The 26,427-nt window shown below is 72.2% G+C and carries 22 protein-coding genes; 11 read left to right on the plus strand and 11 right to left on the minus strand.

Features of this window, described 5'->3' with window-relative positions; all coding sequences use genetic code 11:
• Nucleotides 1-28: 28 nt before the first annotated feature.
• The 5 genes from ACIBZJ_RS14930 to ACIBZJ_RS14950 form a co-directional block, all read right to left on the minus strand.
• Complete coding sequence (locus ACIBZJ_RS14930) at nt 29-2,143, minus strand: putative bifunctional diguanylate cyclase/phosphodiesterase (RefSeq protein ID WP_395929609.1); 2,115 nt, start codon at nt 2,141-2,143, stop codon at nt 29-31.
• Complete coding sequence (locus ACIBZJ_RS14935) at nt 2,140-2,922, minus strand: SAM-dependent methyltransferase (protein ID WP_395929611.1); 783 nt, start codon at nt 2,920-2,922, stop codon at nt 2,140-2,142. The genes ACIBZJ_RS14930 and ACIBZJ_RS14935 overlap by 4 nt, the downstream gene beginning before the upstream one ends.
• 78 nt (nt 2,923-3,000) lie before the next feature.
• Nucleotides 3,001-4,176 carry a glutamate--cysteine ligase gene (locus tag ACIBZJ_RS14940; RefSeq protein WP_395929613.1) on the minus strand — a complete coding sequence of 392 codons (1,176 nt, stop codon included), beginning with the start codon at nt 4,174-4,176 and terminating at the stop codon, nt 3,001-3,003.
• A complete protein-coding gene (locus ACIBZJ_RS14945) occupies nt 4,173-5,849 on the minus strand; it encodes an alpha-amylase family protein (RefSeq protein ID WP_395929615.1) in 1,677 nt (558 codons plus the stop codon). The genes ACIBZJ_RS14940 and ACIBZJ_RS14945 overlap by 4 nt, the downstream gene beginning before the upstream one ends.
• 103 nt (nt 5,850-5,952) lie before the next feature.
• Nucleotides 5,953-7,161, minus strand: coding sequence for an acyl-CoA dehydrogenase family protein (locus ACIBZJ_RS14950; RefSeq protein WP_395929617.1), 1,209 nt, complete (start codon nt 7,159-7,161; stop codon nt 5,953-5,955).
• A gap of 133 nt (nt 7,162-7,294) precedes the next feature.
• Here ACIBZJ_RS14950 and ACIBZJ_RS14955 point away from each other — a divergent pair, with 133 nt between their 5' ends.
• Entirely contained in the window at nt 7,295-7,897 is a 603-nt protein-coding gene (locus tag ACIBZJ_RS14955) for a TetR/AcrR family transcriptional regulator (RefSeq protein ID WP_395930230.1), read from the plus strand.
• Here ACIBZJ_RS14955 and ACIBZJ_RS14960 read toward each other — a convergent pair.
• A complete protein-coding gene (locus tag ACIBZJ_RS14960; RefSeq protein ID WP_395929619.1) occupies nt 7,869-9,248 on the minus strand; it encodes a MaoC family dehydratase in 1,380 nt (459 codons plus the stop codon). The two genes, ACIBZJ_RS14955 and ACIBZJ_RS14960, sit on opposite strands and share 29 nt — an antisense overlap.
• Nucleotides 9,248-10,660 carry a 3-oxoacyl-ACP reductase gene (locus ACIBZJ_RS14965; RefSeq protein ID WP_395929621.1) on the minus strand — a complete coding sequence of 471 codons (1,413 nt, stop codon included), beginning with the start codon at nt 10,658-10,660 and terminating at the stop codon, nt 9,248-9,250. The genes ACIBZJ_RS14960 and ACIBZJ_RS14965 overlap by 1 nt, the downstream gene beginning before the upstream one ends.
• Nucleotides 10,661-10,686: 26 nt before the next feature.
• Between ACIBZJ_RS14965 and ACIBZJ_RS14970 the strand changes: the two genes are divergently transcribed.
• The 6 genes from ACIBZJ_RS14970 (at nt 10,687) to alc (ending at nt 18,297) form a co-directional block, all read left to right on the plus strand.
• Nucleotides 10,687-11,994, plus strand: a complete 1,308-nt coding sequence (locus tag ACIBZJ_RS14970; RefSeq protein WP_395930232.1) for an acetyl-CoA C-acetyltransferase — start codon at nt 10,687-10,689, stop codon at nt 11,992-11,994.
• Between the two features lie 461 nt (nt 11,995-12,455).
• Nucleotides 12,456-13,001, plus strand: a complete 546-nt coding sequence (locus ACIBZJ_RS14975; protein WP_395929623.1) for a TetR/AcrR family transcriptional regulator — start codon at nt 12,456-12,458, stop codon at nt 12,999-13,001.
• Nucleotides 13,002-13,079: 78 nt separating this feature from the next.
• On the plus strand, nt 13,080-14,636 hold the full coding sequence (gene aceB / locus ACIBZJ_RS14980) for a malate synthase A (RefSeq protein WP_395929625.1): 1,557 nt from the start codon (nt 13,080-13,082) through the stop codon (nt 14,634-14,636).
• Nucleotides 14,637-15,893, plus strand: coding sequence for a DUF6986 family protein (locus ACIBZJ_RS14985; protein WP_395929627.1), 1,257 nt, complete (start codon nt 14,637-14,639; stop codon nt 15,891-15,893).
• A gap of 14 nt (nt 15,894-15,907) precedes the next feature.
• Complete coding sequence (allB, locus tag ACIBZJ_RS14990; protein ID WP_395930234.1) at nt 15,908-17,233, plus strand: allantoinase AllB; 1,326 nt, start codon at nt 15,908-15,910, stop codon at nt 17,231-17,233.
• Nucleotides 17,230-18,297, plus strand: a complete 1,068-nt coding sequence (alc, locus tag ACIBZJ_RS14995) for an allantoicase (protein ID WP_395929629.1) — start codon at nt 17,230-17,232, stop codon at nt 18,295-18,297. Before allB ends, alc begins: the two co-directional genes overlap by 4 nt.
• Here alc and ACIBZJ_RS15000 read toward each other — a convergent pair.
• Nucleotides 18,294-20,102, minus strand: coding sequence for a BTAD domain-containing putative transcriptional regulator (locus ACIBZJ_RS15000; RefSeq protein ID WP_395929631.1), 1,809 nt, complete (start codon nt 20,100-20,102; stop codon nt 18,294-18,296). The genes alc and ACIBZJ_RS15000 overlap by 4 nt on opposite strands.
• Nucleotides 20,103-20,114: 12 nt before the next feature.
• Nucleotides 20,115-20,387 (minus strand): DUF4242 domain-containing protein, encoded by a 273-nt coding sequence (locus ACIBZJ_RS15005; RefSeq protein ID WP_395929633.1) that lies wholly within the window; start codon nt 20,385-20,387, stop codon nt 20,115-20,117.
• 128 nt (nt 20,388-20,515) lie between these two features.
• Between ACIBZJ_RS15005 and ACIBZJ_RS15010 the strand changes: the two genes are divergently transcribed.
• On the plus strand, nt 20,516-21,001 hold the full coding sequence (locus ACIBZJ_RS15010; RefSeq protein WP_395929635.1) for a DinB family protein: 486 nt from the start codon (nt 20,516-20,518) through the stop codon (nt 20,999-21,001).
• A gap of 18 nt (nt 21,002-21,019) precedes the next feature.
• Nucleotides 21,020-23,551 (plus strand): ATP-binding protein, encoded by a 2,532-nt coding sequence (locus ACIBZJ_RS15015; protein ID WP_395929637.1) that lies wholly within the window; start codon nt 21,020-21,022, stop codon nt 23,549-23,551.
• Here the strand turns inward: ACIBZJ_RS15015 and ACIBZJ_RS15020 are convergent.
• Complete coding sequence (locus ACIBZJ_RS15020) at nt 23,538-23,831, minus strand: hypothetical protein (RefSeq protein WP_395929639.1); 294 nt, start codon at nt 23,829-23,831, stop codon at nt 23,538-23,540. The two genes, ACIBZJ_RS15015 and ACIBZJ_RS15020, sit on opposite strands and share 14 nt — an antisense overlap.
• Before the next feature lie 146 nt (nt 23,832-23,977).
• Nucleotides 23,978-25,477, minus strand: a complete 1,500-nt coding sequence (locus ACIBZJ_RS15025) for a helix-turn-helix domain-containing protein (RefSeq protein WP_395929641.1) — start codon at nt 25,475-25,477, stop codon at nt 23,978-23,980.
• A 143-nt stretch (nt 25,478-25,620) separates the two neighbouring features.
• On the opposite strand from ACIBZJ_RS15025, the gene uraD reads away from it, so the two are divergent.
• Both uraD and uraH read left to right on the plus strand, forming a co-directional pair.
• Nucleotides 25,621-26,118: a 2-oxo-4-hydroxy-4-carboxy-5-ureidoimidazoline decarboxylase gene (uraD, locus tag ACIBZJ_RS15030; protein WP_395930236.1), complete on the plus strand. Its 498-nt coding sequence runs from the start codon at nt 25,621-25,623 to the stop codon at nt 26,116-26,118.
• On the plus strand, nt 26,115-26,426 hold the full coding sequence (gene uraH / locus ACIBZJ_RS15035) for a hydroxyisourate hydrolase (protein ID WP_395929643.1): 312 nt from the start codon (nt 26,115-26,117) through the stop codon (nt 26,424-26,426). Before uraD ends, uraH begins: the two co-directional genes overlap by 4 nt.
• Nucleotide 26,427: the final 1 nt, after the last annotated feature.

Here is a 26,427-nt window from a genome sequence, read left to right on the forward strand (position 1 = left end):
AGCTGGCCGGGTCAGTAGCCGGCCGAGTTCAGTGCAGTAGGGCCCGGACCGCGGCCGGGGCCATCGGGGTGCCGAACAAGTATCCCTGACCGAGGTGACAGCCGAGCGCCTGCAGTCGCTCGGCCTGGGTCTCGGTCTCGATGCCCTCGGCGGTCACGGTCAGGCGCAGCGTGCGGGCCAGCGACACGAGCGTGGCCACGATCTCGGCGTCGACGTCGTCGATGCCCGGGCACTCCGGCTCCGGTTGCAGGCCGGCGACGAACAGCGAGGCGAGTTTCAGGCTGTGCACCGGCAGCGACCGCAGGTACGCGAGGTTCGAGTAGCCGGTGCCGAAGTCGTCGATCGCGATCCGGCAGCCGAGCGCGACCAGCTCGTGCAGCGTCTCGATCGGCGCCGGGCCCATCAGCGCGCTCTCGGTGAGCTCGAGCTGCAGGCGCTCCGGGGGCAGCCCGGTCTGCGCGAGCACCGCCCGCACGTCGTCGACGAGCTGCGGGTCGGCGGCCTGCCGGGCGGCGACGTTGACGCTGATGAACGGCGGGTCGGGCGTGAGCTCGGCCCAGGACCGCGCCTCGCGGCAAGCCTCCTCCAGTACCCAGCGGCCGAGCGGGACGATCAGCCCGGTGTCTTCGGCGATGCCGATGAAGTCGTCCGGGCGCATCTTCCCGAACTTCGGGTGACGCCAGCGGACCAGCGCCTCCAGACCGTTCATCCGGCTGTCGGACAGCGCGTTGATCGGCTGGTACTCCAGATAGAACTCACCCCGCGCGAGCCCGCCCGGCATCGACGCCGAGACCAGGTGCCGCACGGTCTCGGCCTCGCTGCGGGCCGAGTCGTACAGCGCCCAGCGGTTCCGCCCGTCGCCCTTGGCCCAGTAGAGCGTGACGTCGGCGGCGCGCATCAGTTCGGCCCGGTCGGTCTCGGCGACCGGGCCCTCGACGACGCCGATGCTCGCCGACACCGTCAGCACGTGTTCGCCGATGTGGCAGGGCGCGGCCAGCTCGATCAGCAGTTTCTCGGCCAGCGCGGTCATCTCGCCCTCGCCGCCGGAGCGCTCGACCAGCACGACGAACTCGTCGCCGCCGAGCCGGGCCACCAGGTGATCGTTGTGGTCGACCCCCCGGTCGAGCCGTTCGGCGACCGACATCAACAGCCGGTCGCCGATGTCGTGGCCGAGCGTGTCGTTGACGACCTTGAAGCCGTCCAGGTCGATGAAGAGCAGGCCGAGCCGGGCGTCCTCCGGGGAGTCGGCGAACGCCTCCTCCATCCGCTCGGAGAACATCACCCGGTTCGGCAGCCCGGTCAGCGGGTCGTGCATGGCCTGGTAGCGCAGCGTCGTCTGCAGCCGGTGCAGGTCGGTGACGTCCTCCCCCACCGCGACGACGTAGCCGGGGGTGCCGTCCTCGCCGGGGACCATCGAGACCGTCAGCAGGCCCCAGATCGACTCGCCGTCCCGGCGCAGGAACCGCTTCTCGACCCGGACGTGCTCCCGGCCGCCCTCGGCCAGCGCGCGGTAGACCTCGGCGGCCACGTCCGCGACGTCGTCCGGGTGGACCAGGCTGAGCACCGAGCGGCCGCGCAGCTCGTCGGCGGAGTAGCCGAGCATCTCCGACAGCGCCGGGTTGACGTCGAGCAGCGCACCCTGCACGTCGCCGATGCCGATCGCCACCGCGGCCCCGCTGAACACCGCCCGGAAGCGCGCGTCGCTCGCGCGGAGCGCCTGCTCGGTGCGGGTGCGGGCGATCAGGTCGGCGCGGCGGATCGACTCCTGCTCGTCGAGCGTCACCTCGCGCAGGGCACGGGTGTAGCCGGCCGCGAACGCCCCGATGACCGCCCAGACGGCGGTCGGGTCGAGCGACTCCCGATCGAGCTCGGTGGCCAGCATCGCGATCGAGCGCTGCAGCGCGTCCACACCAGTGAAGTGGGCCCCCACCAGGGCCGCACCCGCGCGCTCGGCGGTCGCGATGTCGGGCGGTGCGGCGCGGACCGCGGTGCGGAGGCGGTCGACCAGGTCCTGCAGGAGCTGAGCGAGCTGAGCGTCGCCGACCGTCACGTAGCTGGTGTCGCCGATGGCGGCTGCCCAGCGCCTCGCGACGGCGACGTTGGGATCCGGCTGGGGCGGACCGGGATCCCGGAGGGCGGTCACCGCACGCGCCCCAGTCCGGCGTAGGTCGCGGTTCTCTCCGGTGGCAGCGTGGCCGGAAGCGCGTCCGGGTCGGGACGCCAGCGCGGAACGAACACGACGCCGGGCTCGATCAGCTCGAACCCGGCGAAGAAGCCCTCGATCGTGGCGCGGTCACGGGAAACCAGCGGGCTGGCGCTGCGGGAGTACAGCGCCTCCATCTTCGCGCCGCGCTCACCCTGCTGGTCAGCCGTGCCGTGGGAGATCGCGAGGTAGCTGCCGGGCACCACCGCGTCGCGGTAGCGCACGATCAGGCCGCGCGGATCGTCCGGCACGAAGTGCAGCAATGCCACCATCAGGACGCCGATCGGCCGGTCGAAATCGAGCCGGCTCGCGGCCTGCGCGAGCACGGTGTCGGGCTCGGTGACGTCGGCCTGGACGATCGTCGCCTCCGGAACGTGCTCCAGAATGGACTGACTGTGCGCGACGGCCACGGAATCGACGTCGACGTAGACCACCCGGGCGTCCCGGGACTCGCCCAACGCGACTTCGTGGACGTTACCCACGGTAGGAATTCCCGACCCTAAGTCGAGAAATTGCCGCACTCCGGCGGCGGTCATGTACCGCACCGCACGCCGGAGAAAAGCCCGGTTGGCACGCATGTTCGCCGGCAATTCCGGGAGAATGCGAATGGCCTGCTCAGCCATCGCACGATCAACCGCGAAATTGTGCGATCCGCCGAGGTAGTAGTCGTAGACCCGTGCTGCGCTGGGCCGTTCCGGCTCGACGTCCTGCTGTTCCACGGCTCACACCTTACCGACCACTTCGGTCAGTTGACCGGGGAATTGGCACGCGCCGCACAAACCCCAGGTGTTTCTCTCCTACGATTCGTCGACGCCGCTCCGGGTCTCTTCGATGAGCAGAGTGGCGACATCGCTCAGCGTTCCTCGTTTTCCGAGCGCCTCGCGTTGACGATCCGCCGAGGTTCCCCGTTGTACCAGGTCGGCCAGGAGGGTTTCCACTTCCGCGGCGTCGCCGTTGCTCTCCAGCGCCGGGCCGACGTGATCCAGCAGCTTCCGGATCGCGTCCGCGGCCGGGATCGCCTCGGTGCCGGTCGGGTCCAGCAGTTCCCCGGCGAGGCCGGAGCGCGCCGCGCGCCAGTTCGCCGCCCGCAGCAGCTCCGGACGCCTGGGCGCCTTCGCCGCTCCGCGTTCGAGCTCGTCGGCGGCGGTGACCACCAGCGCCCGGCCGAGACCGGTCAGCATCACGACGTCGTCGACCCGCGGGCAGCCGTCGGTGATCCGCAGCTCGACGGTCGGGTATCGCGCCGACGGGCGGGCGTCGAAGTAGACCATCCCGGCGTCGACGATGATCCCGGACTCGATCAGTGTCCGGACCGTCTCGTCGTACTCGGCGGCGGAGCCGAAGCCGTGCACCGGACCGGCGGTGGGCCACCGGGACCAGACGATCGTCCGATAGGACGCGTACCCGGTGTCGGTGTCGTCGAAGAACGGCGAGCTCGCCGACAGCGCGAGCAGGATCGGCAGCCACGGCTGGATCTGTCCGACGATCGCGACCGCCAGGTCGCGATCGGGCACCCCGACCTGCACCTGGAACGCGCAGACGGCCTGCTCGCGGACGAGCTGGCCGTACTCGGCGGCCATCAGCTGGTACCGCTCCTTCGGGTACACGCCCATGGACTTCGTCCCGGAGGCGGGCACCGTGCCGGCGGTGGCGACCGCGAGATCGTGCTCGGACGCGGCCTTCAGCAGCGCCCGGCGGCTCGCGATCACCTCGGACCGCACCTCGGCCAGGCTGGTGCAGACCGGCGTCGCGGTCTCGATCGCCGACCGCAGCAGCTCGGCCTCGGGGTCGTACTCGCCGTCGTGCGGACCGCCGCGCAGCAGCGCCAGCGCCTCCGGCACCAGCTCGCCGCTGCGGGGGTTCAGGACGTGGAACTCCTCTTCGACGCCGATCGTGGCGCCGACCTTGCTCTCGAACTGCTCGGGGGACGCCGTGGACGCGGCGGACGTGACCCGCGCGGTGTCGCCCATCATGCGAGGCCCCCACGGGTGGTCTGGCCGCCGGTGTGCCGTCCGTGGCTGTCGCGCAGCCGGATCCAGCGGTAGCCGTAGCCCGCGAGCGAGATCGTGCTCAATGAGTCATCCACGGGTGGATAGTCCTTGTCTGCCAACAGTTCGTAGGGATATTCCGCGTATTTCCCCAGAGAAGACAGATCAACCGTGACGTCCTCGTCTGCGAGGTTGTGCAGGAACACCATCGCGCCGCGGTCGGGCTGGTCGGCCTGGTGCGCGAGGACGTGCCGCGGCATCGGCACGTCGACGACGCTGCAGGCGCCGAGGCCGACCTCCGGGCACTGCCGGAGCGTCCGGATCATGCGCTCGAACCAGCTGAGCAGCGACCGCGGGTTCTGCTGCTGAGAAACGACGTTGACGTGCGGGTAGCCGTACTCGCCCTGCTCGATCACCGGCCGGACCAGGTCTTTCCCACCGGAGAACCCAGCATTCGCGCCCGGCGACCACTGCATCGGGGTCCGGATCGCGTCCCGGCCGGTGAGCGAGAGGTCCTCACCCATGCCGAGCTCCTCGCCGTACCGGATCACCGGTGAGCCGCGCAGCGAGAACTGCATCGCGTAGGCGAGTTCGATGCGCCGCCGGTCGCCACCCAGCATCGGTGCCATCCGGCGGCGGATACCCCGGTCGTAGAGCTGCATCTCCTTCTCCGGGCCGAACTCCGCGAAGACGTCCGCGCGCTGCTCGGCGGTGAGCTTGGAGAGGTCGACCTCGTCGTGGTTACGCAGGAACGTGGCCCACTGCGCGCCCTCGGGGAGCTTCGGGGTGTCACGCAGCGCGTCGATGACCGGTTCGGCGTCACCCCGGGCCAGCGCCAGCATCAGGCGGGCGTTGAGCGCGAAGTCGAACAGCATGTGCAGGCGGTTCGCGGAGCCGCCCGCGTCACCGAAGTACTCGCCGACCTCGTCGGCGCCGACGTTCGCCTCGGCCAGGATCACCGAGTCGCCCTGACGCCACTGCAGGTGCGAGCGGAGGTCGGTGAGGAACGTGAAGTCCTTGGGCTGCTGCGGGGACGCTTCGATGACGAACGGAGCCGCGTCCATCCGGAACCCCGCGACACCGAGCTGGACCCAGAACGCGGCTATCCGCTTGATCTCGTCCTTGACCTCGGGATTTGCCGTGTTGAGGTCGGGCATGAAGTTGTAGAAGCGGTGGTAGTACCAGGCCTTCGCGGTGCGGTCGTAGGTCCAGGTCTCGTTCTGCTCACCGGGGAAGACCATGCCTTCGTACCGGTCCTCGGGCTCCTTGTCGGACCAGAGGTACCAGTCGCGGTACGGGGAGTCCGGGCTCTTGCGGGCGCTCTGGAACCACGGGTGCTGGTCGGAGGTGTGGTTCACGACCAGGTCGATGATCACCCGGATGCCGCGGTTGCCGGCCTCGTGGAGCAGCTCGGCGAAGTCACCGAGCGTGCCCAGCCGGGGGTCGACCGCGTAGAAGTCGGCGACGTCGTAGCCGTCGTCGCGGTTGGGGGTGGGGTGGATCGGGTTGAGCCAGAGGCAGGTGATGCCGAGACGGGCCAGGTAGTCCAGGCGGCTGGTCAGCCCCGGGAAGTCTCCGACCCCGTCTCCATTGGAGTCTTGGAACGTCTCGACGTCACAGCAGTAGACGACCGCTTCGCGATACCAGTGCTCAGGCATGCCGGATCCCTTCCCCGGCACCGCGCGGCCCAACCGGAGCAACGCGGCCGCGCCGCCCAGGTCGGGTTCCGGGTCAGGGTTCGGGTCGGCGGGTCCGGGGTGCTCAGCGGATGCGGGCTCCCGAGATGGCCCGGGCTATGACCAGGCGCTGGATCTCGCTGGTGCCCTCGAAGATCGTGTAGATCTTCGAGTCGCGGTACATGCGCTCGACCGGGTGCTCCCGGCTGTAGCCGGCGCCCCCGAGAATCTGCACCGCACGCTCGGTCGCCCAGACCGCGACCTCGCCGGCCTTGAGCTTCGACATCGACCCCTCGCCGGCGCCGAACTCCTTGCCGGTGCGCCCCATCCACGCGGCCCGCCAGACCAGCAGCCGCGCCGCGTCGATCTCCATTTTCATGTCGGCCAGCGCGAACGCGACCGCCTGGTTCTCGATGATCGGCCGGCCCCAGGTCTCGCGTCCCTTGGCGTAGTCGAGGGAGTACTCGTAGGCGGCCCTGGCGATACCGATCGCCTGCGCGCCGACGGTCGGGCGGCTCACCTCGAACGTCCGCAGCGCGGCCTGCCCCTTGCTGCTCCGGCCCTCCCGGGCCCGGGCGAGCCTCTCGTCGAACTTCTCCTTCTCGCCCAGCAGGCAGCTGCCCGGGATCCGGACGTCGTCGAGGAACAAATCCGCGGTGTGTGACGCCTTGAGCCCGAGCTTCTTCACCTTGCGCGCGGTGGTGAGGCCCTTCGTGCCCGGCGGGATGACGAAACCGGCCTGCCCGCGCGTCCCGAGCGCCGGGTCGACCGACGCGACGACGACGTGGACGTTCGCGATGCCGCCGTTCGTGATCCAGGCCTTCGAGCCGTTCAGCACCCACTCGTCGGTGGCCTCGTCGTACCGGGCGCGGGTCTTCATCCCGGAGACGTCGGACCCGGCCTCGGCCTCGGAGACCGCGAACGCGCCGAGCTTGGGGTCGGACTCGTCACCGAAGCACTGCGGCACCCACTCGGCCAGCTGGTCGGGCGTCCCGGACGCGAAGATGCCGGCCACGCAGAGCGTCGTGCCGAAGATCGACATCGCGATGCCCGCGTCGCCCCAGAACAGCTCCTCGTTGACGATCGGCAGCGAGAGCCCGGACTCGTCGGCCCACCAGGTCGCCAGCGACTCGAAGCCGTAGAGGCCGATCTTGGCCGCCTCCTGGATCACCGGCCACGGCGTTTCCTCACGCTCGTCCCACTCGTGACCGGCCGGTCGCACGACGTCCTTCGCGAACCCGTGCACCCATTCCCGGAGATCTTCTTGCTCTTCATCAAGGTCAAGGCTGAACATCGCGTCCTCGTTCGCAGGATCCGCCACTACTGAGCAGTAAACTTACTCGCGAGTAGATTACTGATGAGATAGGTAGGCTGCAAGCGTGAGCGGCCCATCCAGACGCCTTCCGCGGCGCGTGCGAGAACAGCAGATGCTGGATGCCGCCACCTCTGTGTTCTCCGAGCGCGGCTTCCACGCCGCCTCGATGGACGAGATCGCGGTGCGCGCCGGGATCTCGAAGCCGATGGTCTATCTGTACCTCGGTTCGAAGGGCGAGTTGTTCAGCGCGTGCATCCGGCGGGCGGGTGATCAGCTCACCGAGGCGATCAGCGCGGCCGCCGATCCGTCGTTGCCGCCGGAGCAGCAGCTGTGGTCGGCGGTGCAGGCGTTCTTCCGGTTCGTCGCCGAGCACCGGGACGCCTGGGCCGTGATGTTCCGGCAGGCCCGGGGCGAGGGTGAGTTCGCCGGTGAGGTCGCGTCCATCCGTCGCCTGGTCATCGACAACGTCGCCGAGCTGTTCGCACGTGCGTGCCGGTCGAGCGGGTCGCCCGATCCCGGCCCGGACGAGTTGCGGGCGCTGGCCCACGCACTCGTCGGCACCGGCGAGTCGATGGCGGAGTGGCTGCTCGACCACCCGGACGAGAAGCCCGAGACCGCGGCCACCCGGCTGATGAACGTTCTGTGGATGGGGCTCGGGAGCCTCGTCCGGGGTGAGGTGTGGCGCACTACGTCGTCGGTGCCGCCCGTCCGGTGAGGATCGGGCGCTCGCCGGAGGCGACCGAGAGGTCCCAGCCGCCGTCGCGGGCGTGCGCGCCGAAGTCCACGGTCGAGGGCAGGAGCAGTGGTTTCCCGAAGCGGACGGTGACCGTGTAGGCGTCGGGGAGGCGCCCGTCGAGGGCGGCCAGGCAGCGCGCCTTCACCCACAGGCCGTGCGCGATCGCGCGGGGGAAGCCGAAGAGCTTCGCGGTGAGCGGATGCAGGTGGATCGGGTTCCGATCGCCGGAGGCCCTCGCGTACGCCCGCCCGATTCCGGCCGGCACGCGCCAGACGGCCGTAGGCGGCAGCACGCGGTCGTCGGCGCCACCATCGGACGCGCCACCATCGGACGCGGCGCCACCGGACGCGGCGCCGTCGCGGGCCGAGGCGCTATCTCCTGCGCCGCCACCGGACGCGCCACCACCGCCGGACGCGCCACCACCGCCGGACGCGCCACCACCGGACGCGCCGCCTGCCACGCCCGCACGGGCCGCGCCACCACGGGACGCGCCGCCACCCGGCGCGTCACCACCGGACGCGCCGCCTGCAACGCCGGAATGGGCCGCGCCACCAACCGCCGCGCCGCGTGCCGCGCTGCTACCGGCCGCGTCGCCACGGGCCGCGTCGCCATCTGCCGCGCCGCCATCTGCCACGCCACCACCCCGCGCATCACCGGCCGCGCTGCCACGGGCGGCGCCGCCATCTGCCACGCCATCGCGGGACGCGCCGCCACCGGGTGGGCCGGCGCTGGACGGGCCCGCGCTGGAAGGACCGCCGCTGGGCGGGCCGGCGCTGGACGGGCCGGCGCTGGAAGGACCGCCGCTGGACGAGCCGCCGTTGGGCGGGCCTCCCCCATGCATACCTAAGTTAGGTATCCGCCCCTTGGGAGCCGGGCCTCGGCGGAGGTAGGTGGCCGTGCTGCTCCAGACCGGTTCCTCGCCGACGGAAGCCTCCGTCACCACGTCGAACTGGTGCCCGCGGTGGTGGCGGCGGAGGTTGCCGGTCCACACCTCGAACGTGAGTTCTTCGGTCAGGGCGACCGGCCTGCGCTGGGTGATCGTGTTACCGATGTGGACGATGCCGGGCAGCCCGAACGGGAACGCCCGCTCCGACATCAGCGCGATGGCCAGCGGAAACGCGAGCACCTGCGGGTACGTGCCGGGGAGGGCCGAGCCCAGCCCGAACCCGCACACCCGGGAGTAGTCCGCGAGTCGCCCGGGATCGATCGCGAGATCGCGCAGGACCAGCCGGGTGGCCGGCAACTCGTCTCCTCCCCCGCGCTTGAGCAGGGCCCTCGGATACAGGGTCGCGAGGCTGGGCACGCGCTCGAGGACGCGGATCGCGTCCATCAGGCGCCCAGCAGGGACTGGCCGCAGACACGGACGACGTTGCCGTTGAGGCCGGCCGAGGCGGGGGCCGCGAACCAGGCGATGGTCTCGGCGACGTCGACCGGGAGACCACCCTGGGTCATGCTGTTCATCCGGCGCCCGGCCTCCCGGATCACCAGCGGGATCGCCGCGGTCATCTGCGTCTCGATGAAGCCCGGTGCCACCGCGTTGATCGTGCCGCCCCGCGCCGCCAGCACCGGCGCCAGCGACTGCACCATTCCGATCACCCCGGCCTTGCTCGTCGCGTAGTTCGTCTGCCCCGGGTTTCCGGCGATCCCCGCCATCGACGACGTCGCGACGATCCGCCCGCCGGCCCGGAGCAGACCCCCGTCGAGCAGCACGTCGTTGATCCGCTCCTCACTGCTGAGGTTGACGTCGAGCACGAGGTCCCAGCGGGCGGCGTCCATCCGGCCGAGCGTGCGGTCCCGGGTGACGCCGGCGTTGTGCACGAACACGTCGACGCCGTCCGGGAGGTGCTCGGCGAGCGTCCGCCCGGCGTCCTCGGCGGTGACGTCGAGCGTCAGCGTCGAACCGTTCGCCCGGCCCGCGACTTCGGCCAGCGACGAGCCCGCGGACGGGACGTCGACGCAGACGACGTGGGCACCGTCGCGGGCGAGCACGTCCACGATGGCCTCACCGATGCCGCGCGCGGCGCCCGTGACGACCGCGATCTTCCCCGCGAGCGGGCGCTGCCAATCGTCCGGACGAGACCCGGCGGACGCACCGACGCGGATCACCTGACCCGAAACGTAGGCCGACCGGCCGGAGAGGACGAACCGGAGCGTGGATTCGACGCCGTCCTCAGCCCCCCGCGACACGTAGACGAGCTGGGTCGTGACGCCGCGCTTGATCTCCTTGCCGGCCGAGCGGGTGAAACCCTCCAACGCACGCTGAGCCGTCGCCTCGCGGGAATCGGCGCACTCCTCCGGCGGGGTGCCGAGGACGACGATCCGGCCGCCGGGGGCGATCGAGCGCACCTGCGGGCCGAAGAAGTCGAACAGCGCGTGAAGTTGATCGCTGCGGGTGAGGCCGGTGGCGTCGAAGACGAGCGCGTGCGGGCGGGGGTCGTTCGGGCGCGCCTCCGCGCGGGGCTCGCGGACGACGACTCCGGCCGCGGTGAGCATCGGCCGGATCACCTTCACCAGCCGGCCGCCGGCCCCGCCGCCGACGGACGCACCGGCGACGGGCGTGCCGGGGACGGGCGTGCCGGGGACGTCCACAACGGCGGGCGTGGGGCCGAGCACTACCGGGCCGGCGGCTACCGGGTCTCCGGCCTGGTGGCGGCGGAGCGTCGGCGGCTCGGGGAGACCGACCCGGCGGGCCACGAACCGGCCCGGTGCGGACGAGACGAGCTGCTGGTAGCGATCGCGCATGTGGCGGACCTTACTCGCAGGTAAGAATACTCGTCAGTAAGATCGGGCCAGGTAGCGAGAGGAGCTCCACGATGGTGGTCCAGCGGGTAGGCGTGATCGGCGGCAACCGGATCCCGTTCGCGCGTCAGTTCGGGCCGTACGCCCGCGCGTCCAACCAGGACATGCTGTCCGCGGCGCTGTCGGGACTGATCTCCCGCTACGACCTGACCGGCCAGGTGCTCGGCGAGGTCGTGGCGGGCGCGGTGGTCAAGCACTCGCGCGACTTCAACCTGACCAGGGAGACGGTGCTGGGGTCGGCGCTGGATCCGCGCACGCCCGCGTACGACGTCCAGCAGGCCTGCGGCACCGGGCTGGAAACGGCGATCCTGGTCGCGAACAAGATCGCGCTCGGGCAGATCGAGGTGGGGGTCGCGGGCGGCGTCGACACCGCGAGCGACGCGCCACTGGTGCTGAACGAGGGACTGCGCCAGACGCTGCTGGCGTTCAACCGGGCGCGGTCGCTGCCGGAGCGGCTGGCTCTGCTGACGCGGTTGCGGCCGGGGTTCCTGGTGCCGGAGGTCCCCCGGAACGCGGAGCCGCGCACCGGGCTCTCGATGGGGGAACATGCGGCGCTGACGGCGGCGGCCTGGGACGTCTCGCGCGGCGACCAGGACGTGCTGGCGGCGGCGAGTCATCGGAACCTCGCCGCGGCGTACGAGCGCGGGTTCTTCGACGACCTGCTCACGCCGTATCTCGGGGTCGAGCGCGATCAGAACCTGCGGCCCGGGTCGTCGGTCGAGAAGCTCTCGACGCTGAAGCCGGTGTTCGGCGACACGATGACGGCCGGGAACTCGACGCCGCTGACCGACGGGGCGTCCACCGTGCTGCTGGCGTCGGAGGGGATGGCGGCGTCCCGGGGCTGGGACGTGCAGGCTTGGTTCGCGCACTGCGAGACGGCGGCGGTCGACTTCGTCCACGGGGACGAGGGGATGCTGATGGCGCCGGCGTACGCGGTGCCGAGGATGCTCGCGCGGGCGGGGCTCACGCTGCAGGACTTCGATTTCTACGAGATCCACGAGGCGTTCGCGTCGCAGGTGCTGGCCACGCTGGCGGCGTGGGAAGACCCGGCGTTCGCCAAGGAGAAGCTCGGGCTGGACGCGCCGTTGGGGCCGATCGACCGGTCGAAGCTGAACGTGAACGGCTCGTCGCTGGCCGCGGGCCACCCGTTCGCGGCGACCGGAGGCCGGATCGTCGCCACCGCCGCGAAGCTCCTGGCCGAACGAGGCTCCGGCCGAGCCCTGATCTCCCTCTGCGCCGCCGGCGGCCTAGGAGTAACCGCAATCCTAGAACGCTGACCCCGGCCCCCCGGCCCGCGGCAGCGCCGCCCGAACCCAGAACCCGCTCAGGACGACGCCGACAGGCGAGCAGTCCGACACCGCGACCCTAGGGCATGCCGCATCCCCACGCGCGCCACCGCCGCCCGAACCTGGAGCCCGCTCAGGACGACGCCGACAGGCGAGCAGTCCGACACCGCGACCCTAGGGCATGCCGCATCCCCACGCGCGCCACCGCCGCCCGAACCTGGAGCCCGCTCAGGACGACGCCGACAGGCGAGCAGTCCGACACCGCGACCCTAGGGCATGCCGCATCCCAAGGCGCGCCACCGCCGCCCGAACCTGGAGCCCGCTCAGGGCGACGCTGACAGTCGACCGGGCCGACGCCGCGACCCTGGGCATGCCGTCTCAAGGAGGCCCGGTCGCCTGTCAGCGTCGTCCTGAGCGGGCCGCCCCCAAAGAGAGTGTGGTTGACTGCTCATATGTCCCGCACCCTCTCCACCGCCGGGATCCGGCGGGAAACCGTGCTCTCGACCGCCATCGGGGCGTTCGCGGCCAAGGGGTACTTCGGGACGACGACGGTCGAGGTCGCCAAAGCCGCCGGAATCTCGCAGGCATACCTCTACCGGCTCTTCCCCGACAAGCAGACGCTCTTCGCCGCCGTCGTCGGGCGCTGTTTCGAGCGCATCCTGGAGAGCTTCCGCAGCGGCACCACCGGCGACTCCCCCGACGCGATCCTGTTCGCGATCGGCGGCGCCTACGCCGAACTCATCGCCGACCAGGACCTCCTGCTGCTCCAGATGCACGCCCAGTGCGCCGCGGTCTCGGTGCCGGAGATCAAGGAGGCCGTCCGCACCGGCTACGCGACGCTCGTCGAGTACGCCCGTACCGCTTCCGGCGCCGACGAGAAAGCCGTACAAGCGTTCTTCGCCAACGGCGCCCTCTGCGCGATCGTCGTCACGATGGGCGCACCCGAGGTCGACGCCCCCTGGGCCCGCACGCTCGACGATGGTTTGCGTCACCTGTAGATATATCCGCTTCCACCTTGTCAGGCGGGGGTACACGCCACTTACGGTGGTACGAAGGCGAACCCTAGGAGGCACCGCGTGTCTGGCGTGAACACCACTCCCACGAAGATAGAAGGCGCCGACACCATCCTCACGCCCGAAGCGCTCGAGTTCCTCGCCGATCTGCACCGCACGTTCGGCGCCCGGCGCACCGAGCTGCTGGCCCGCCGCCGAGAGCGCCGGGCCGAGATCGCCCGTACCGGCAAGCTCGACTTCCTCGCCGAGACGGCGAGCGTCCGCGACGACCCTTCCTGGACGGTGGCGGCGGCGCCGGAAGACCTGCGGGACCGGCGGGTCGAGATCACCGGCCCCACCGACCCGAAGATGACGATCAACGCGCTGAACTCCGGTGCGAAGGTTTGGCTGGCCGACCTCGAGGACGCGAACACCCCGCACTGGGACAACGTGGTCGGCGGCCAGGTCTCGCTCTACCGCGCGACCCGGCGGGAGCTGAGCTTCGAGAGCGGCGGCAAGAGCTACGCGCTCGGAGACGACCTCGCGGTCGTCGTCACCCGCCCCCGGGGCTGGCACCTCGACGAGGAGCACATCACGGTCGGCGGCGAGCCGATCGCCGGTGGCCTGGCCGACTTCGGGCTCTACTTCTTCCACAACGCGGCCGAGCTGCTGGCTCGCGGCAGCGGCCCGTACTTCTACCTGCCGAAGACCGAGAGCCACCTCGAGGCCCGGCTCTGGAACGACGTGTTCACCCACGCCGAGAACGCGCTGGGCCTGGGCCGGGTCATCCGGGCCACCGTCCTCATCGAGACGATCACCGCCGCGTTCGAGATGGAAGAGATCCTCTACGAACTGCGCGAACACGCGTCCGGGCTGAACGCGGGCCGGTGGGACTACCTGTTCAGCGTCATCAAGAACTTCCGCGACGCGGGCCCGGAGTTCGTCCTGCCGGATCGGGCGTCCGTGACGATGACCGCCCCGTTCATGCGGGCCTACACCGAGCTGCTGGTCGCCACCTGTCACAAGCGGGGCGCGTTCGCGATGGGCGGCATGGCCGCGTTCATCCCCAGCCGACGCGACGCGGACGTCAACGCGAAGGCGCTCGCGCAGGTCAAGGCCGACAAGGAGCGCGAGGCCGGTGACGGCTTCGACGGTTCCTGGGTCGCCCACCCCGATCTCGTCCCGGTGTGCAAGGACGCGTTCGACGCGGTGCTCGGCGACAAGCCGAACCAGGTCGACCGGCTGCGGCCCGACGTCCACGTGGCGGCCAGCGACCTGCTCGACGTCGCCAACACCCCGGGAAGCGTCACCGAGGCCGGCGTGCGGGCGAACGTCTCGGTCGCGCTGCAGTACCTGAAGGCCTGGCTCGGCGGCCTCGGCGCGGTCGCGATCAACAACCTGATGGAGGACGCGGCGACCGCGGAGATCTCGCGCTCGCAGGTCTGGCAGTGGATCCACCAGGGCACGATCCTCGACACCGGGGAGCCGGTCACCGAGGCACTGGTCCGGCGTCTGCTGGACGAGGAGGTCGCGAAGCTCGGCGATGGCTACGACCAGGCCCGGACGTTGTTCGAGCAGGTCGCGCTGGCCGACGACTTCGTCGAATTCCTCACGCTCCCGGCGTACGCGCTGGTGCGCTGAATGGCAGCTCTGGACGATCTGCTCAACGACCTCGACGAACGGCTGGCCGAGACCGACGCGGCACTGAAAGCGCAGCACGAGCGCCCCGCGCCGGGCCGGCAGCCGGTGCACACGGTGTACGTGCCGGCCGATCAGTTCTCGGCCGGCCTACCGGCCCGCTGGGGTACCGAGGCACTGGCGCTGCTGGACCGGCACGGGTCGAGCCCGGAGGCGTTCGGCCTTCCGGCCGAGGCGGTCCGGGCCGCGCTGCCGCGTGTCCGGGTCAAGCTCGCCACCGAGCCGATCGAGGATCTGCGGATCGACTTCGAGGACGGTTACGGCTACCGCTCCGACGCCGACGAGGACGCCGACGCCCAGAAGGCCGGGCAGGCGGTGGCCGCGCTGATCGGCCGGGAGCGCTCACCGTTCACGCTCGGTCTCCGGGTCAAGTCGATGGAGGCGCGAGACCGGCGCCGGGGCGTCCGGACGCTCGACCTGCTGGTGAAGACGCTGTGCCAGAACCTCCCGGACGGCCCGGACCTGCCGCCGGTGCTCACGAACACCTTCGTCGTGACGCTGCCGAAGGTCTCGTCGGTCGCGCAGGTCGAGGCGATGCTGAGCGTCGTCGACGCGATCGAGGACGCCAACCGTCTCACGGCCGGAACGATCGGTGTCGAGTTGCAGATCGAGTTGCCGGGCGCGATCCAGTCGCCCACCGGTGTGGCCACCGTGGCGAATCTGGTCGCCGCGGCCGGAGACCGCTGCGCGGGCGTCCACTACGGCACCTACGACTACAGCGCGGCCTGCGGGGTGGCGGCGGCGTTCCAGGCGCTCGACCACCCGGTCGCCGACCACGCGAAGGCCGTGATGCTGCTGGCCGCGGTGCAGGCCGGGGTGCCCGCGGTCGACGGCTCGACGAACGTGATGCCGGCCGGGAGCACGGCCGAGGTGCGCGCGGCCTGGGCGAACCACGCCCGGCTGGTGCGCCGCTCGCTGGAGCGGGCCTATTACCAGGGCTGGGACATGCACCCGGGACACCTGGTCACCCGGTACCTGGCCACGTACGTGTTCTTCCGCGACGCGCTGCCCGCCGCCGCGGCCCGCCTGACCACGTATCTGGCCCGGTCGTCCGGCCAGGCCGGGGTCGTCGACGAGCCGGCCACCGCCCGGGCGCTGGCCACGGTCGTCCTCCGCGGCCTCGACTGCGGCGCGCTCACCGAAGACGAAGTACCGCTCGACGTCGTCCAGCTACGGCGGCTCTCCCGCCCGAGATCGTGAAGGTGGCCCCGGTGTTGGATGTGGTGATCCGCGCGCGGCGGGTGGTGACCGCGACCGGCGAGGTCGACCGGGCGATCGGTGTCGCCGACGGCCGGATCGTGGCGATCGAGCCGTTCGACGCCGACCTGCCGGCCGCCGACGACCGGACCCTCCCCGACGAGCACGTCCTGATGTCCGGCGTCGTCGACACGCACGTGCACGTCAACGAGCCCGGCCGCACCGAGTGGGAGGGCTTCGCGACCGCGACCAGAGCCGCGATCGCCGGTGGCGTCACGACGATCATCGACATGCCGCTCAACAGCATTCCGCCCACCACCGACGTGCCCGCGCTGGACGTCAAGCGCAAGACCGCGGCCGGTCAGGTGCATTGCGACGTCGGGTTCTGGGGCGGTGTGGTGCCCGGCAACCTCGGCGAGCTCCGCGGCCTGCACGACCACGGCGTCTTCGGCTTCAAGTGCTTCCTGCTGCACTCCGGAGTCGACGAGTTCCCGCCGGTGGACCCGGCCGAGCTGGAGCAGGCGCTGCAGGCCCTGCACAGCTACGACGCTCTGCTGATCGTCCACGCCGAGGACTCGCAGGCCATCGACCGGGCCCCGACGGCCCACGGCGAGCGCTACGAGGACTTCCTCAAGAGCCGGCCCCGCGGGGCCGAGAACGTGGCGATCGCGCAGGTGATCGAGCTCGCCCGCTGGACCGGGGCACGCGTCCACATTCTGCATCTGTCCAGCTCGGACGCGCTGCCAATGATCGCGTCGGCCCGCCGGGACGGCGTCCGGATCACGGCGGAAACCTGTCCGCACTACCTCAGCTTCACCGCGGAGGCGGTGCCGGACGGGGCGACGCAGTACAAGTGCTGCCCGCCGATCCGGGAGGCGAGCAACCGGGAGCTGCTCTGGCAGGGCCTCAAAGAGGGCGTCATCGACTGCATCGTCTCCGACCACTCGCCCTGCACCCCGGACCTGAAGCGGTTCGACATCGGTGACTTCGGCGTCGCCTGGGGTGGGATCGCGTCGGTCGAGGTCGGTCTGTCGGCGATCTGGTCGGAGGCGCGGACCCGCGGGTTCACGCTGGCGGACGTCTCCCGGTGGATGTCGCGCCGGCCGGCCGAGATCGCCGGCCTGCGGCGCAAAGGCCGGATCGCGCTCGGGTACGACGCCGACTTCGCAGTTTTCGAGCCGGACGCCGGACGAGTGGTCGATCCGGCGCGGCTGCACCACCGCCACCCGGTGACGCCGTACGCGTTCCGCCCGCTGGCCGGGCTGGTGCGCGAGACCTGGCTGCGCGGGCACCTGGTGTCGGACGAACCCACCGGCCAGCTACTGACCAGGGGAAACGCGTGATCGACCTGGCGGCGCGGGCACTCGGCGGCGCTGTAGTCGCGGCGAACGACGAGACGTTCGCGGAGAAGGAGAACCTGATCCGGCCGGGCCGGCCGCTGTTCCAGCCGCACACGTTCGGCCACAAAGGACAGATTTACGACGGCTGGGAGACGCGCCGACGGCGGACACCCGGCCACGACTGGGCGATCGTCCGGCTCGGTGCTCCCGGGTTCGTGCGGCAGGCCGTCGTCGACACCGCGCACTTCACCGGCAACTACCCCGAGGAGTGCTGGCTGGAGGGCCTGTACGTCGACGGCTACCCGGACGTCACGACGGTGGCCGGATGGACCCCGCTGACCGGCCGGGTGCAGCTCTCCGGGGACACCGAGAACACGTTCGACGTCGCCGACGGGCCGCTCGTGACGCACGTCCGGCTGAACATCTCACCGGACGGCGGGGTGGCGCGGCTGCGGGTACTCGGCGACGTGGCGCCGGATCCCCGGCGGCTGGCCGGGGTGCCGCTCGACCTGGCCGCGCTGGAGAACGGCGGCCGCGTCGACGACTGCAGCAACCGTTTCTACTCACCGGCCGACCACGTGCTGCTGCCCGGCCAGGCGCAGACGATGGGGCAGGGGTGGGAGACGCGGCGGCGGCGCGGCGAGGGCAACGACTGGCTGCTGATCCGGCTGGCCGGGCCGGGGCACGTGCGTCAGCTGATCGTCGACACCACACACTTCGTCGGCAACGCGCCGGGAGCGGTGCGGGTCCGGGCGCGGGACGGGGACACCGCCGACTGGTTCGAGCTGCTGGAGCGGCGTCCGTTGCTGCCCGACACCCCGCACTGGTTCGCGACCGATCCGGCGCAGCGGGTGACCCACCTGCGGGTGGACGTGTTCCCGGACGGCGGGCTGGCCCGCGTACGGGCGTTCGGACGCCTGGCCGACGACGGCTGGGACGCCCTGGTGTCGCGCTGGTGGGCCGGCCTACCGGCGGACGCGGCCGCGAGCGTGCTGACCGGCGCCGGGCTGCCGGCGGAGGAGCCCGGCGGGCCGATCCCGGCGGCACTGCGGGCGAGCCTGAGCTAAACCAGCCCGGCCAGAGCCGGACTGTCCACTCCGGCCAGCAACGCGACGGCGGCGCCCCGGGCGGCCGGGTCGCCGTGGTGCCAGCGGTGCACGGCGGCGCGGACGCTGAGCTCGGTCATGCCGCTGTGTTCGGCCAGGGCAGCCAGCTCGTCGATCCAGGCCCCGGTGCCCGGGTGGTTCGTTCGCAGGCCGACGCCGGCCAGGGCGTCGAGGGTGCGGGCGACGACCCAGACGTAACCGTCGGGGAGGCGGCCGGCGCGGCGCCGGGCGTCCTGGAGCGTGTCGAGCGCGCCGTCCTCGTCGCCTTCCGCGGCGCGGACCAGGCCGAGGACCCGGGCGGCCAAGCCTTCCCAGCACGGGTCGCCGATCTGGCAGCCGAGCGCGAAGGCGTGTTCGGCCCGGGTGCGGGCGTTGCGCAGGTCGCCGACGGCCAGGTCGACCTCGGCTCGTAACGCTTCCGGCCAGGGGACGAACGTCGTCCAGCCGGCGGTTTTCGCGCGCTCGAGGGCTTCGTCGAGCGCGGGGGCGGCCTGGTCGAAGTCGCCGCGGAGGAGGTGGACCCGGCCGAGCATCGAGAGCAGGTACGAGCGGCGGCGGTCACTGCCGGCGTGGCGCAGGCCCTCGTGCAGAGCGGTGCAGGCCTCGGCGTAGCGACCGACGTCGGAGAGCGTGCTGCCACGCACGGAGAGCGCGAACGCCCGCTGCTCGGGGTCGGTGAGGAGGTTCCCGGCCCGGGCCAGCCAGGGCTCGACGCGCTGGTAGCGGGCGCGGAGAAACTCCACGTAGGCCAGTTCGACGTACGCGGCGGCCCGGGTTTCCGGCGCCACGCCGGGGCAGGCGAGCGCGCGGTGCAGTGCCGCCGCGCCCTCCTCGTCGCTGCCGCGGGCCGCGTGCACGAGCGCGGTCCCCAGCGCTGTGTACGCGGCCGCGGTCAACGCGCCGCCACCGGGCGTGCCGGTTTCGAGGGTCTCGGCGTCCACGACGGCTCGCCGCAGGCATTCCAGACCCGCGTCCAGGGCGCCGGCGCTGATGGCGGCCTCTCCGGCGTCCAGCAACGCGCGGACGGCCGGGCGGCCCGACGCGGGAGCCGTCGCCGTGGTGGCGGTGCGCGTCACCATCGCCGCGTCCAACGCCGGCCCCGGCTCCACCCCGAGCTCGGTCCGGAACAGCGTCCGGCACGCCGCCGCCCGCCGGGCGGCGTCCATCCCGTGCCCACCCGCGGCCAGCGCCCGCACCAGCAGCACGTGGTAGTTCTCGTCGTACGGCGCCAGCGCCACCAGCCGCCCGGCCAGCTCGGCGCTCTCGGTGGCGGCGCCGCGGGCCAGCAGGAACAGCGCCTCCTCGTGCCACAGCGACTCCACCGCACCCCGGACCCGTCGCCGCTGCGCTTCCAGCCACAGCTCGAACGCCGGGCACCCCGAGAACCGCAACCCGTCGAGCAGCTCCCCCTCGAGATGCTTCCCCGCCAGCCGGTCCCCCTCGAGACGGCCTCCTTCGAGTGGGCTTCCGAGCGCCACGACGTCCACGACCGGCGGTGCCGACCAGCCCGCCACGACCGGGTCACCCCGGAACGCGCCAGGGTCACCGACCAGGCGCCGCAACGCCGACAGGTTCCAGCGCAACGCCGCCATCGGATCGTCCGCCGTCGGGAACAGCAGCTCGGCGACGTGCGCCCGCCCGGCCGGCGTCTCGCGCAGCACCAGATACGCGAGCAGGCCCCAGACCTTGTGCCCGCGCGGGACGGGCCGCACCACCCCGTCGCGGACCACGCGCGGGGAGCCGAGAAGGTGGATCTCGAACGTCACGACACTCCAGGGCTACTCGGCCGTCGTCGGATCGATCGTCGTCCGGACGGCGGTCACCCGGTCGGCCGGGAACCCGCCCCGGCGCGCGTGCTCCCGCACGAGCTCGGCGTCGTCGGCGACGTACACGCAGTACATCTTGTCGTCCGTGACGTAGCTCTGCACCCACTGCACGTGTGGACTCAGCTCGTCCAGCACCGCGCGCGACTTCTGCGAGACCGCCCGCAGCTCCTCCGGCGACGACGCGCCGAGCCCCGGGATCTCCCGCTCGATGACGAATTTGGGCATCGTTCCTCCTGACGATCGGGTCAGTGACCCGGACACCGTCCAACGGAACCGTGTGACGCCACGTGTGACGACGAGACACCTGTGGGAAACACACCATTCACCCGGCAGTTGCCCCCCACAATGTTCCCATGACGGACCGCAGGGCTCCCTTCATCGTCGGTGACGAACGTACGACCCTCCTGTCGTTCCTCACCTATCTCCGGCAATCGATCATCCGGAAAGTCGAGGACCTCACCGAGGAAGAAGCCCGGCGCCCGATCACGCCGTCCGGGTGGACGCTCGCGGGGCTGCTCAAGCACCTCACGGTGTCCGAGCGCTACTGGTTCCGGCACGTCTGGGCGGGCGAGCCCGGCATCGGGTGGGACCGCCACAGCTGGGACGTCCCCGGCCACGTGACCGTCGATCAGCTGATCGACGACTACCGGGAGTCGTGGAAGGAGTCCGACCGGCTGGTCGAGGCCGCTCCGAACTTCGACGCGTCCTGCGCCGAGGAGCACCGCAACCACCGGATGTCGCTGCGCTGGGTCATCGTCCACATGATCGAGGAAACGGCCCGGCACGCCGGGCACGCCGACATCAACCGCGAGCTGATCGACGGTTCGACCGGTCGCTGACCCCGTAGGTTTCCAGGGGTGACCTCGATCGCCCTGCGGCTGCTGGGGCCGGCCCGGCTGGTCGGCGCAACGGGCGCCGAGGTGGTGATCGGTGGTGCGAAGGCCCGGGCGGTGCTGGCCGCGCTGGGCTTACGGCTCAACCAGGTCGTCCCGGTCGAGTCGCTGATCGACGATCTCTGGCCGGGGACGCCACCGGCGACCGCGCGGAACGCCGTGCAGGTGTACGTCTCGGCGGTCCGGCGCGGGCTGGAGTCGGCCGGCGGTCCGTTGCGGCTCGACCGGCTGCCCGGTGGCTACCGGTTGTCCGGGCGTCCGGAGCAGGTCGACTGGCTGCGGTTCGAGACGCTGGCCGCGCAGGCGCGCTCGTCGGCCCGGGCCGGCGACCCTCGCACCGCCGTGGAGCTGCTCGTCCGGGCGCTGGACCTGTGGAGCGGCCCGCCGCTCGCCGACACCGGGGGCACGCCGCTCGGTGCGGCGTTCCGGGCCCGGATGGAGACCGCGCGACGGCTGGCGATCGGGGATCGGATCGCGGCCGAGCTCGTGCTGGGAGGGGTCGAGCGTCCCGCCGGCGAGCAGGCCGGCGAGCCGCCGGGGCCGGGTGCGGTTTGCGACGAGTTCGTCGGCCGCCGCGACGAGCTGGCCGCCGTCGCCGAATCCGTACGTTCGGGCGGGCTGGTCACGATCACCGGCCCACCGGGGGTGGGAAAGTCCCGTCTGGCCGCCGAGGTCGCCCGCCGGCTGGAGGGACTGCGCCCGATCTTTCCCCGCGCCGCCGAGGATCTTCCGCCGCTGGGGAGCAGCACGCTGGTGGTGCTGGAGCAGTCCGACGCGGTCGCCGCGCTGCTCGAGGACAACCCGGGCGCGCGGGTGCTGGTCACGACCACCCGGCCACTCGGTCTGCCCGGCGAGACCGTGCACCGGCTCGGCCCGCTGCCGCCCGAGGACGCCGCCGCGCTCTTCACCGCCCGCGCCAGGGCGGTCAATCCCGGCGTCGACACCACCGATCTCGGCCCGGTCCTCGACGCGCTCGGCGGCCTCCCTCTCTCGCTCGAGCTCGCGGCCGCGCGCTGCGCGGTCCTCAGACCGGCCGAGCTGGCCGAACGCCTCTCCGATCAACTGGCGCTGCTCCGCCCGCGGCACAACGAGGGCCGGTCGCTCGCGGTCGCGCTCGCCGCCGCGACCGACCGGCTCTCCCCGGACGAGCGCGCGTTGTTCGGGCGGCTCGCACTGTTCGCCGAGACGTTTCCCGCCGAGGCCGCCGAGGCCATGGCGCCCGACCGGCGAGACGCCCTCGACCTCCTCCGAGGCCTGGTGGACGCTTCGCTGGTGACCGCGCGGGACGGGCGGTTCCGGATGCTCGCGCCGGTCCGCCAGCACGGCCGCACGCTGCTCACCGACCGCCGGCGCCGTGCGGCACTCGATCGCCGGGCCGACTACCTCGCCGATCTGGCCCGCACGGCGGCCGCGGCTCAGCGCGGCCCCGACCGCACCCGCTGGCGCGAGCGTCTCGACGCCGCCCGCGCCGATCTCGACGAAGAGCTCGACCGCGCGCTCCGGCAGGGCCGCTTCGGCTTCGCGCTGCCGGTGGCGGCCGACCTCTGGTGGTGGTGGGCGAACCGGCCCCGGACCGGCCTCGACCGGTACCGCCGGGTGCTCCGTGCCGCCGCCCAGGCCGCTCCCCCGGACGACCTGCTGCTCCGCACGCAGCTCGCGGCCGCGGTCATCGCGTCCTACGTCTCGCTGCCCGAGGCGATGGACTACGCCGACGACGCCCGTGCGACCGCGTTACGCCTCGGGAGCCGGAGCGGCATGGTCCGCGCCTGTCAGCACGCGTCCGACATCGCGTACGAGCTCGGCGACCTCGACCGGGCCCGCTCCGCGGGCGACCGGGCCTGGCAACTCGCGGTCGACCTCAAGGACCCGTACGCGATCGGCCGCTGCGCCCTCTCGGTCGCCTACAACCACTTCGCGGACGACGACCTGCCGAACACCCGCCGGTGGGCCCGGGACGCGGCCCGGTCGTTCGCGAAGGCGGGTGACGAGGAGGGCCGCGCCGACGCCCGGTTGCTCGTCGCCGAGCTCCTCGTCGAGGAGAACAAGAACGACGAGGCGGACGCTCTGCTGCTCGCGCTCGTCAGCACGTTCCGCGACCACGGCACGGACGAGCAGGTCGCGCGCTCGGCGACCCTGCTGGCCGTGGTCGCCGACCGCACCGGACGCCGCGCCGACGCCGCCGAGCTGGTCACCGAGGCGTTCGACCTGCACCGGGACGTCGGGCACGCGTGGGCCGTCGCGCACGATCTCGAGGTGCTGGCGGCCCGCTGCGCCGAGCGCCGGGACACCGTTCCCGCGGCGGCGTTGCTCGGCGCCGCGAACGTGGTGCGGGCCGACGCCGAACTGGCCCCGATGCCGCGCGACGTGCGGGTTCGCGCGGCGATCGAGGCCAGTTGCGGTGCCTTACCAGGATTTCGGTACGCCGAACGGACCGGTGCGGTCCACGGCGTGCCGGGCGCGGCCGGGCTGGCCCGGGCGGCGTTTACAGAAGGCTGACCGAAGGAGCCGTGCCGTCGGACCCGATCGGGACCAGACCGTAGATCGGAGCGCCGGTGATCGGCACGAAGTCGGCCGAGCCGTCACCCGCGATCGGCACCAAGCCGGACGGGACGCTCACGCCGCCCCAGGTGGTGTCGGCGATCGGCACCAGCTCGGACGGGTCGGTCCACTTGTTCGGGGCGGGAACCGCGGCGAGCGCCGGTGCGGCCGAGATCCCGAGTAATCCGGCGATGGCGGCGGCCACGACGGCCGCCCGGACGGTGTTCCGGTGAGACATGGTCATCACTCCTGGTCCGCGCTCCCCGCTACGGCGCCGACCTGGCGGACGAAAGGCCCACGCACTCGGAACGTACGGTCGTCGGTGGACAGTGGGGAAGGTTCCGCGGCCTTCAGCCTTCCTTCAGGATTTGAGACGCCGTGCCGTCAGGATCTGAGGCGCAGGGCCAGGAACAGGTCGACCCGGTCGTCGAGGCGGCCGAGGTTGCGGCCGGTCAGCTGCTCGACCTTGGCGATGCGGTACCGGACCGTGTTGACGTGCAGGTGCAGCTCCTCGGCGCAGCGGCTCCAGGAACCGGCGTGGTCGAGGAACGCGATCAGCGTCGCGACGAGTTCGGCGTCGTGGGCCTCGTCGTAGGCGAGCACCGGCCCGAGCACGCGGTTGCGGTAGGCCCGGCGCACCTCGTCCGGGACGCTGCCGAGCAGCAGCAGGTGCGAGTCGATCTCGTCGGCGGTGACCACCGCGGTCGCCTCGGTGCGGGCCGCCGCGAGCCGTCCGGCGTGCCGGGCCTCCTCCAGCGCCGCGACCAGCGCCGGCCCGGCCGGCACCGGGCCGCTGAGCCCGACCGGCACCCGGGCCCGGCCCAGCCCCGCGGCCACGCCCGCCAGCGTGCGCCGCACGACGTCGGCCAGGCCGGGGACGTCCGCGCGGGTCGGGACGACGGCGATGGCCTCGCTGCCGCGCAGACCCACCACCGGGTCCGGCACCGCGGTGCGCAGCACCTCGGACAGCAGCGCCGCGCCCAGTTCTCCCTCGGTCACCAGCACGGTGGTCGGCGTCCCCGGGGCGATTCCGGCGATCCGCAGGGCCGGTCCGAGCTCTGCCGTGGCGTCCGACGCGGTGGTGAGGGCCCGCAGGACCTGATCGGCGAGCCGGCGCTCGGCGCGGTGCCCGGCGTCGACCCGGGCGCGCTCCAGCGCGACCAGACCGGCCAGTTCCTCGGCGAGCGCGGTCGCGTCCGGGTCGGCCGGCTGTTCCTTCGACCTGGGCATCGGGCAGACGACGAACCAGCTGACGGCCCGGTGCCGATCCGGCGCGTCAGCCGACAGCAGACGGATCCGCCGCCCCTCGACCGTCACCGACGCGGGCAGCCTGGGCGCGGTCAGGAAGGCCCGGACCAGCGCGTCCGCGCCGGGCGGAGGCGGGCCGGCGATCACGCCGCCGACCGGGCTCAGCACCGAGCAGGGCGCCCCCAGCTCCGCACCCGCGACGTCGAGCAGCCGGTTCAGCCCGGCCCGCCCGGCCAGCACCGCGAGCAACCGCCGCCCCACCGGCCGGGCCGGGCGGTTCTCGGCCAGCACTTTCCGGGTGATGTCGGCGAACGACACCGACGCCGGGACCCCGAACAGCGGCAGCCCGCGCCGCTCGCACACGTCGACGAGCTCGGCCGGGATCGCGCCGAGGGCCGCCTCCCCCGCTCCCAGCGCGGACGCACCCGCACCCACGACCGCGTCGACGAACGCGTCCGCGGTGCCGTCCCACCAGACCAGCCCGGTGAGCACGAGCTCGCCGCCCGAGAGGTACCGGCCCGGATCGGGCAGGTCGGTCGTGAACACGTCGACGATCGGACGGCTGTCGGCGCCCGGCGGCAGCACCAGCGGACGCAACCGCAGGGCTCCCGCGTCGAGCAGCTCGCCGAGCAGCACGGTTCCACCTCCTTGGAGGAACGTACAAGCCGATGGTCACGGCTTTCACCCAGGTTGGAGTGAGCCCGTCTGTCGCGTGGAAGGCACGGATGGCAAAGTTCGCCACACGCGCACGAAATACCAAGGGGGCACCGTTGACCAGCGTGGACGCGCTCAATGCGGTCGAGGCCGACGCCGCCGCCGCGATGATCCATCCGTGCTGCGCCTCCACGGCCTGGGCACGAGCGGTCGTTGCCGGACGTCCGTACAAGGACCTGGACGAGGTGATCGCGGCATCCGACCCGGTCTTCAAGGACCTGAGCTGGGCAGACGTGGAAGAGGCCCTGGCCGCGCACCCCCGGATCGGCGATCGGCCGAAGATCGCGGTCTCGACCGAGAAGCGGTGGTCGCGGGGCGAGCAGGCCGGGATCGCGGACGCGGACCAGGAGGTCCTGACCGCGCTGGCCGACGGGAACGCGGTCTACGAGGCGCGGTTCGGGCACGTGTACCTGGTGTGCGCGTCCGGGAGGTCGGCCGAGGAGTTGCTCGGCATCCTGCAGGACCGTCTCGACAACGATCCCGCGCACGAGCGGGACATGGTGCGCGACGAGTTGGCCGCGATCACCCGGCTGCGGCTCACGAAGCTGCTGGGGACGCCGTGACGCTGTCGACCCACGTCCTCGACGCGGTGAACGGGACGCCGGCCACCGACCTGCGGGTGAGCTGGTACTCCGGGCCGTCGCTGGTCGCCACCCGGCGGACCGACGCCGACGGACGGATCCGTGAGTGGGGAGCCGTGCTGGAGCCCGGAATCCACCGCCTGGTGTTCGCGACCGGCGAGTGGTTCGCCGACCGGCCCGCCTTCTACCCCGAGGTGACCGTGACGTTCGAGGTCACCGACGCCTCGGCGCACCATCACGTGCCGCTGCTGCTCTCCCCGTTCGCCTACTCCACCTACCGCGGGAGCTGAT

Source organism: Cryptosporangium sp. NPDC051539, assembly GCF_044454545.1.
Classification (GTDB): Bacteria; Actinomycetota; Actinomycetes; order Mycobacteriales; family Cryptosporangiaceae; genus Cryptosporangium.

Coding starts and splice junctions, on each gene's coding strand:
- ACIBZJ_RS15010 (WP_395929635.1), top strand. CDS start 20,516: ATGACGGACCGCAGGGCTCCCTTCATCGTCGGTGACGAACGTACGACC.
- ACIBZJ_RS15005 (WP_395929633.1), bottom strand. CDS start 20,387: ATGCCCAAATTCGTCATCGAGCGGGAGATCCCGGGGCTCGGCGCGTCG.
- ACIBZJ_RS14955 (WP_395930230.1), top strand. CDS start 7,295: ATGCTGGATGCCGCCACCTCTGTGTTCTCCGAGCGCGGCTTCCACGCC.
- ACIBZJ_RS14965 (WP_395929621.1), bottom strand. CDS start 10,660: ATGCGCGATCGCTACCAGCAGCTCGTCTCGTCCGCACCGGGCCGGTTC.
- ACIBZJ_RS14960 (WP_395929619.1), bottom strand. CDS start 9,248: ATGGACGCGATCCGCGTCCTCGAGCGCGTGCCCAGCCTCGCGACCCTG.
- ACIBZJ_RS14950 (WP_395929617.1), bottom strand. CDS start 7,161: ATGTTCAGCCTTGACCTTGATGAAGAGCAAGAAGATCTCCGGGAATGG.
- ACIBZJ_RS14985 (WP_395929627.1), top strand. CDS start 14,637: ATGGCAGCTCTGGACGATCTGCTCAACGACCTCGACGAACGGCTGGCC.
- ACIBZJ_RS15020 (WP_395929639.1), bottom strand. CDS start 23,831: ATGTCTCACCGGAACACCGTCCGGGCGGCCGTCGTGGCCGCCGCCATC.
- ACIBZJ_RS14945 (WP_395929615.1), bottom strand. CDS start 5,849: ATGCCTGAGCACTGGTATCGCGAAGCGGTCGTCTACTGCTGTGACGTC.
- ACIBZJ_RS14975 (WP_395929623.1), top strand. CDS start 12,456: ATGTCCCGCACCCTCTCCACCGCCGGGATCCGGCGGGAAACCGTGCTC.
- ACIBZJ_RS14940 (WP_395929613.1), bottom strand. CDS start 4,176: ATGATGGGCGACACCGCGCGGGTCACGTCCGCCGCGTCCACGGCGTCC.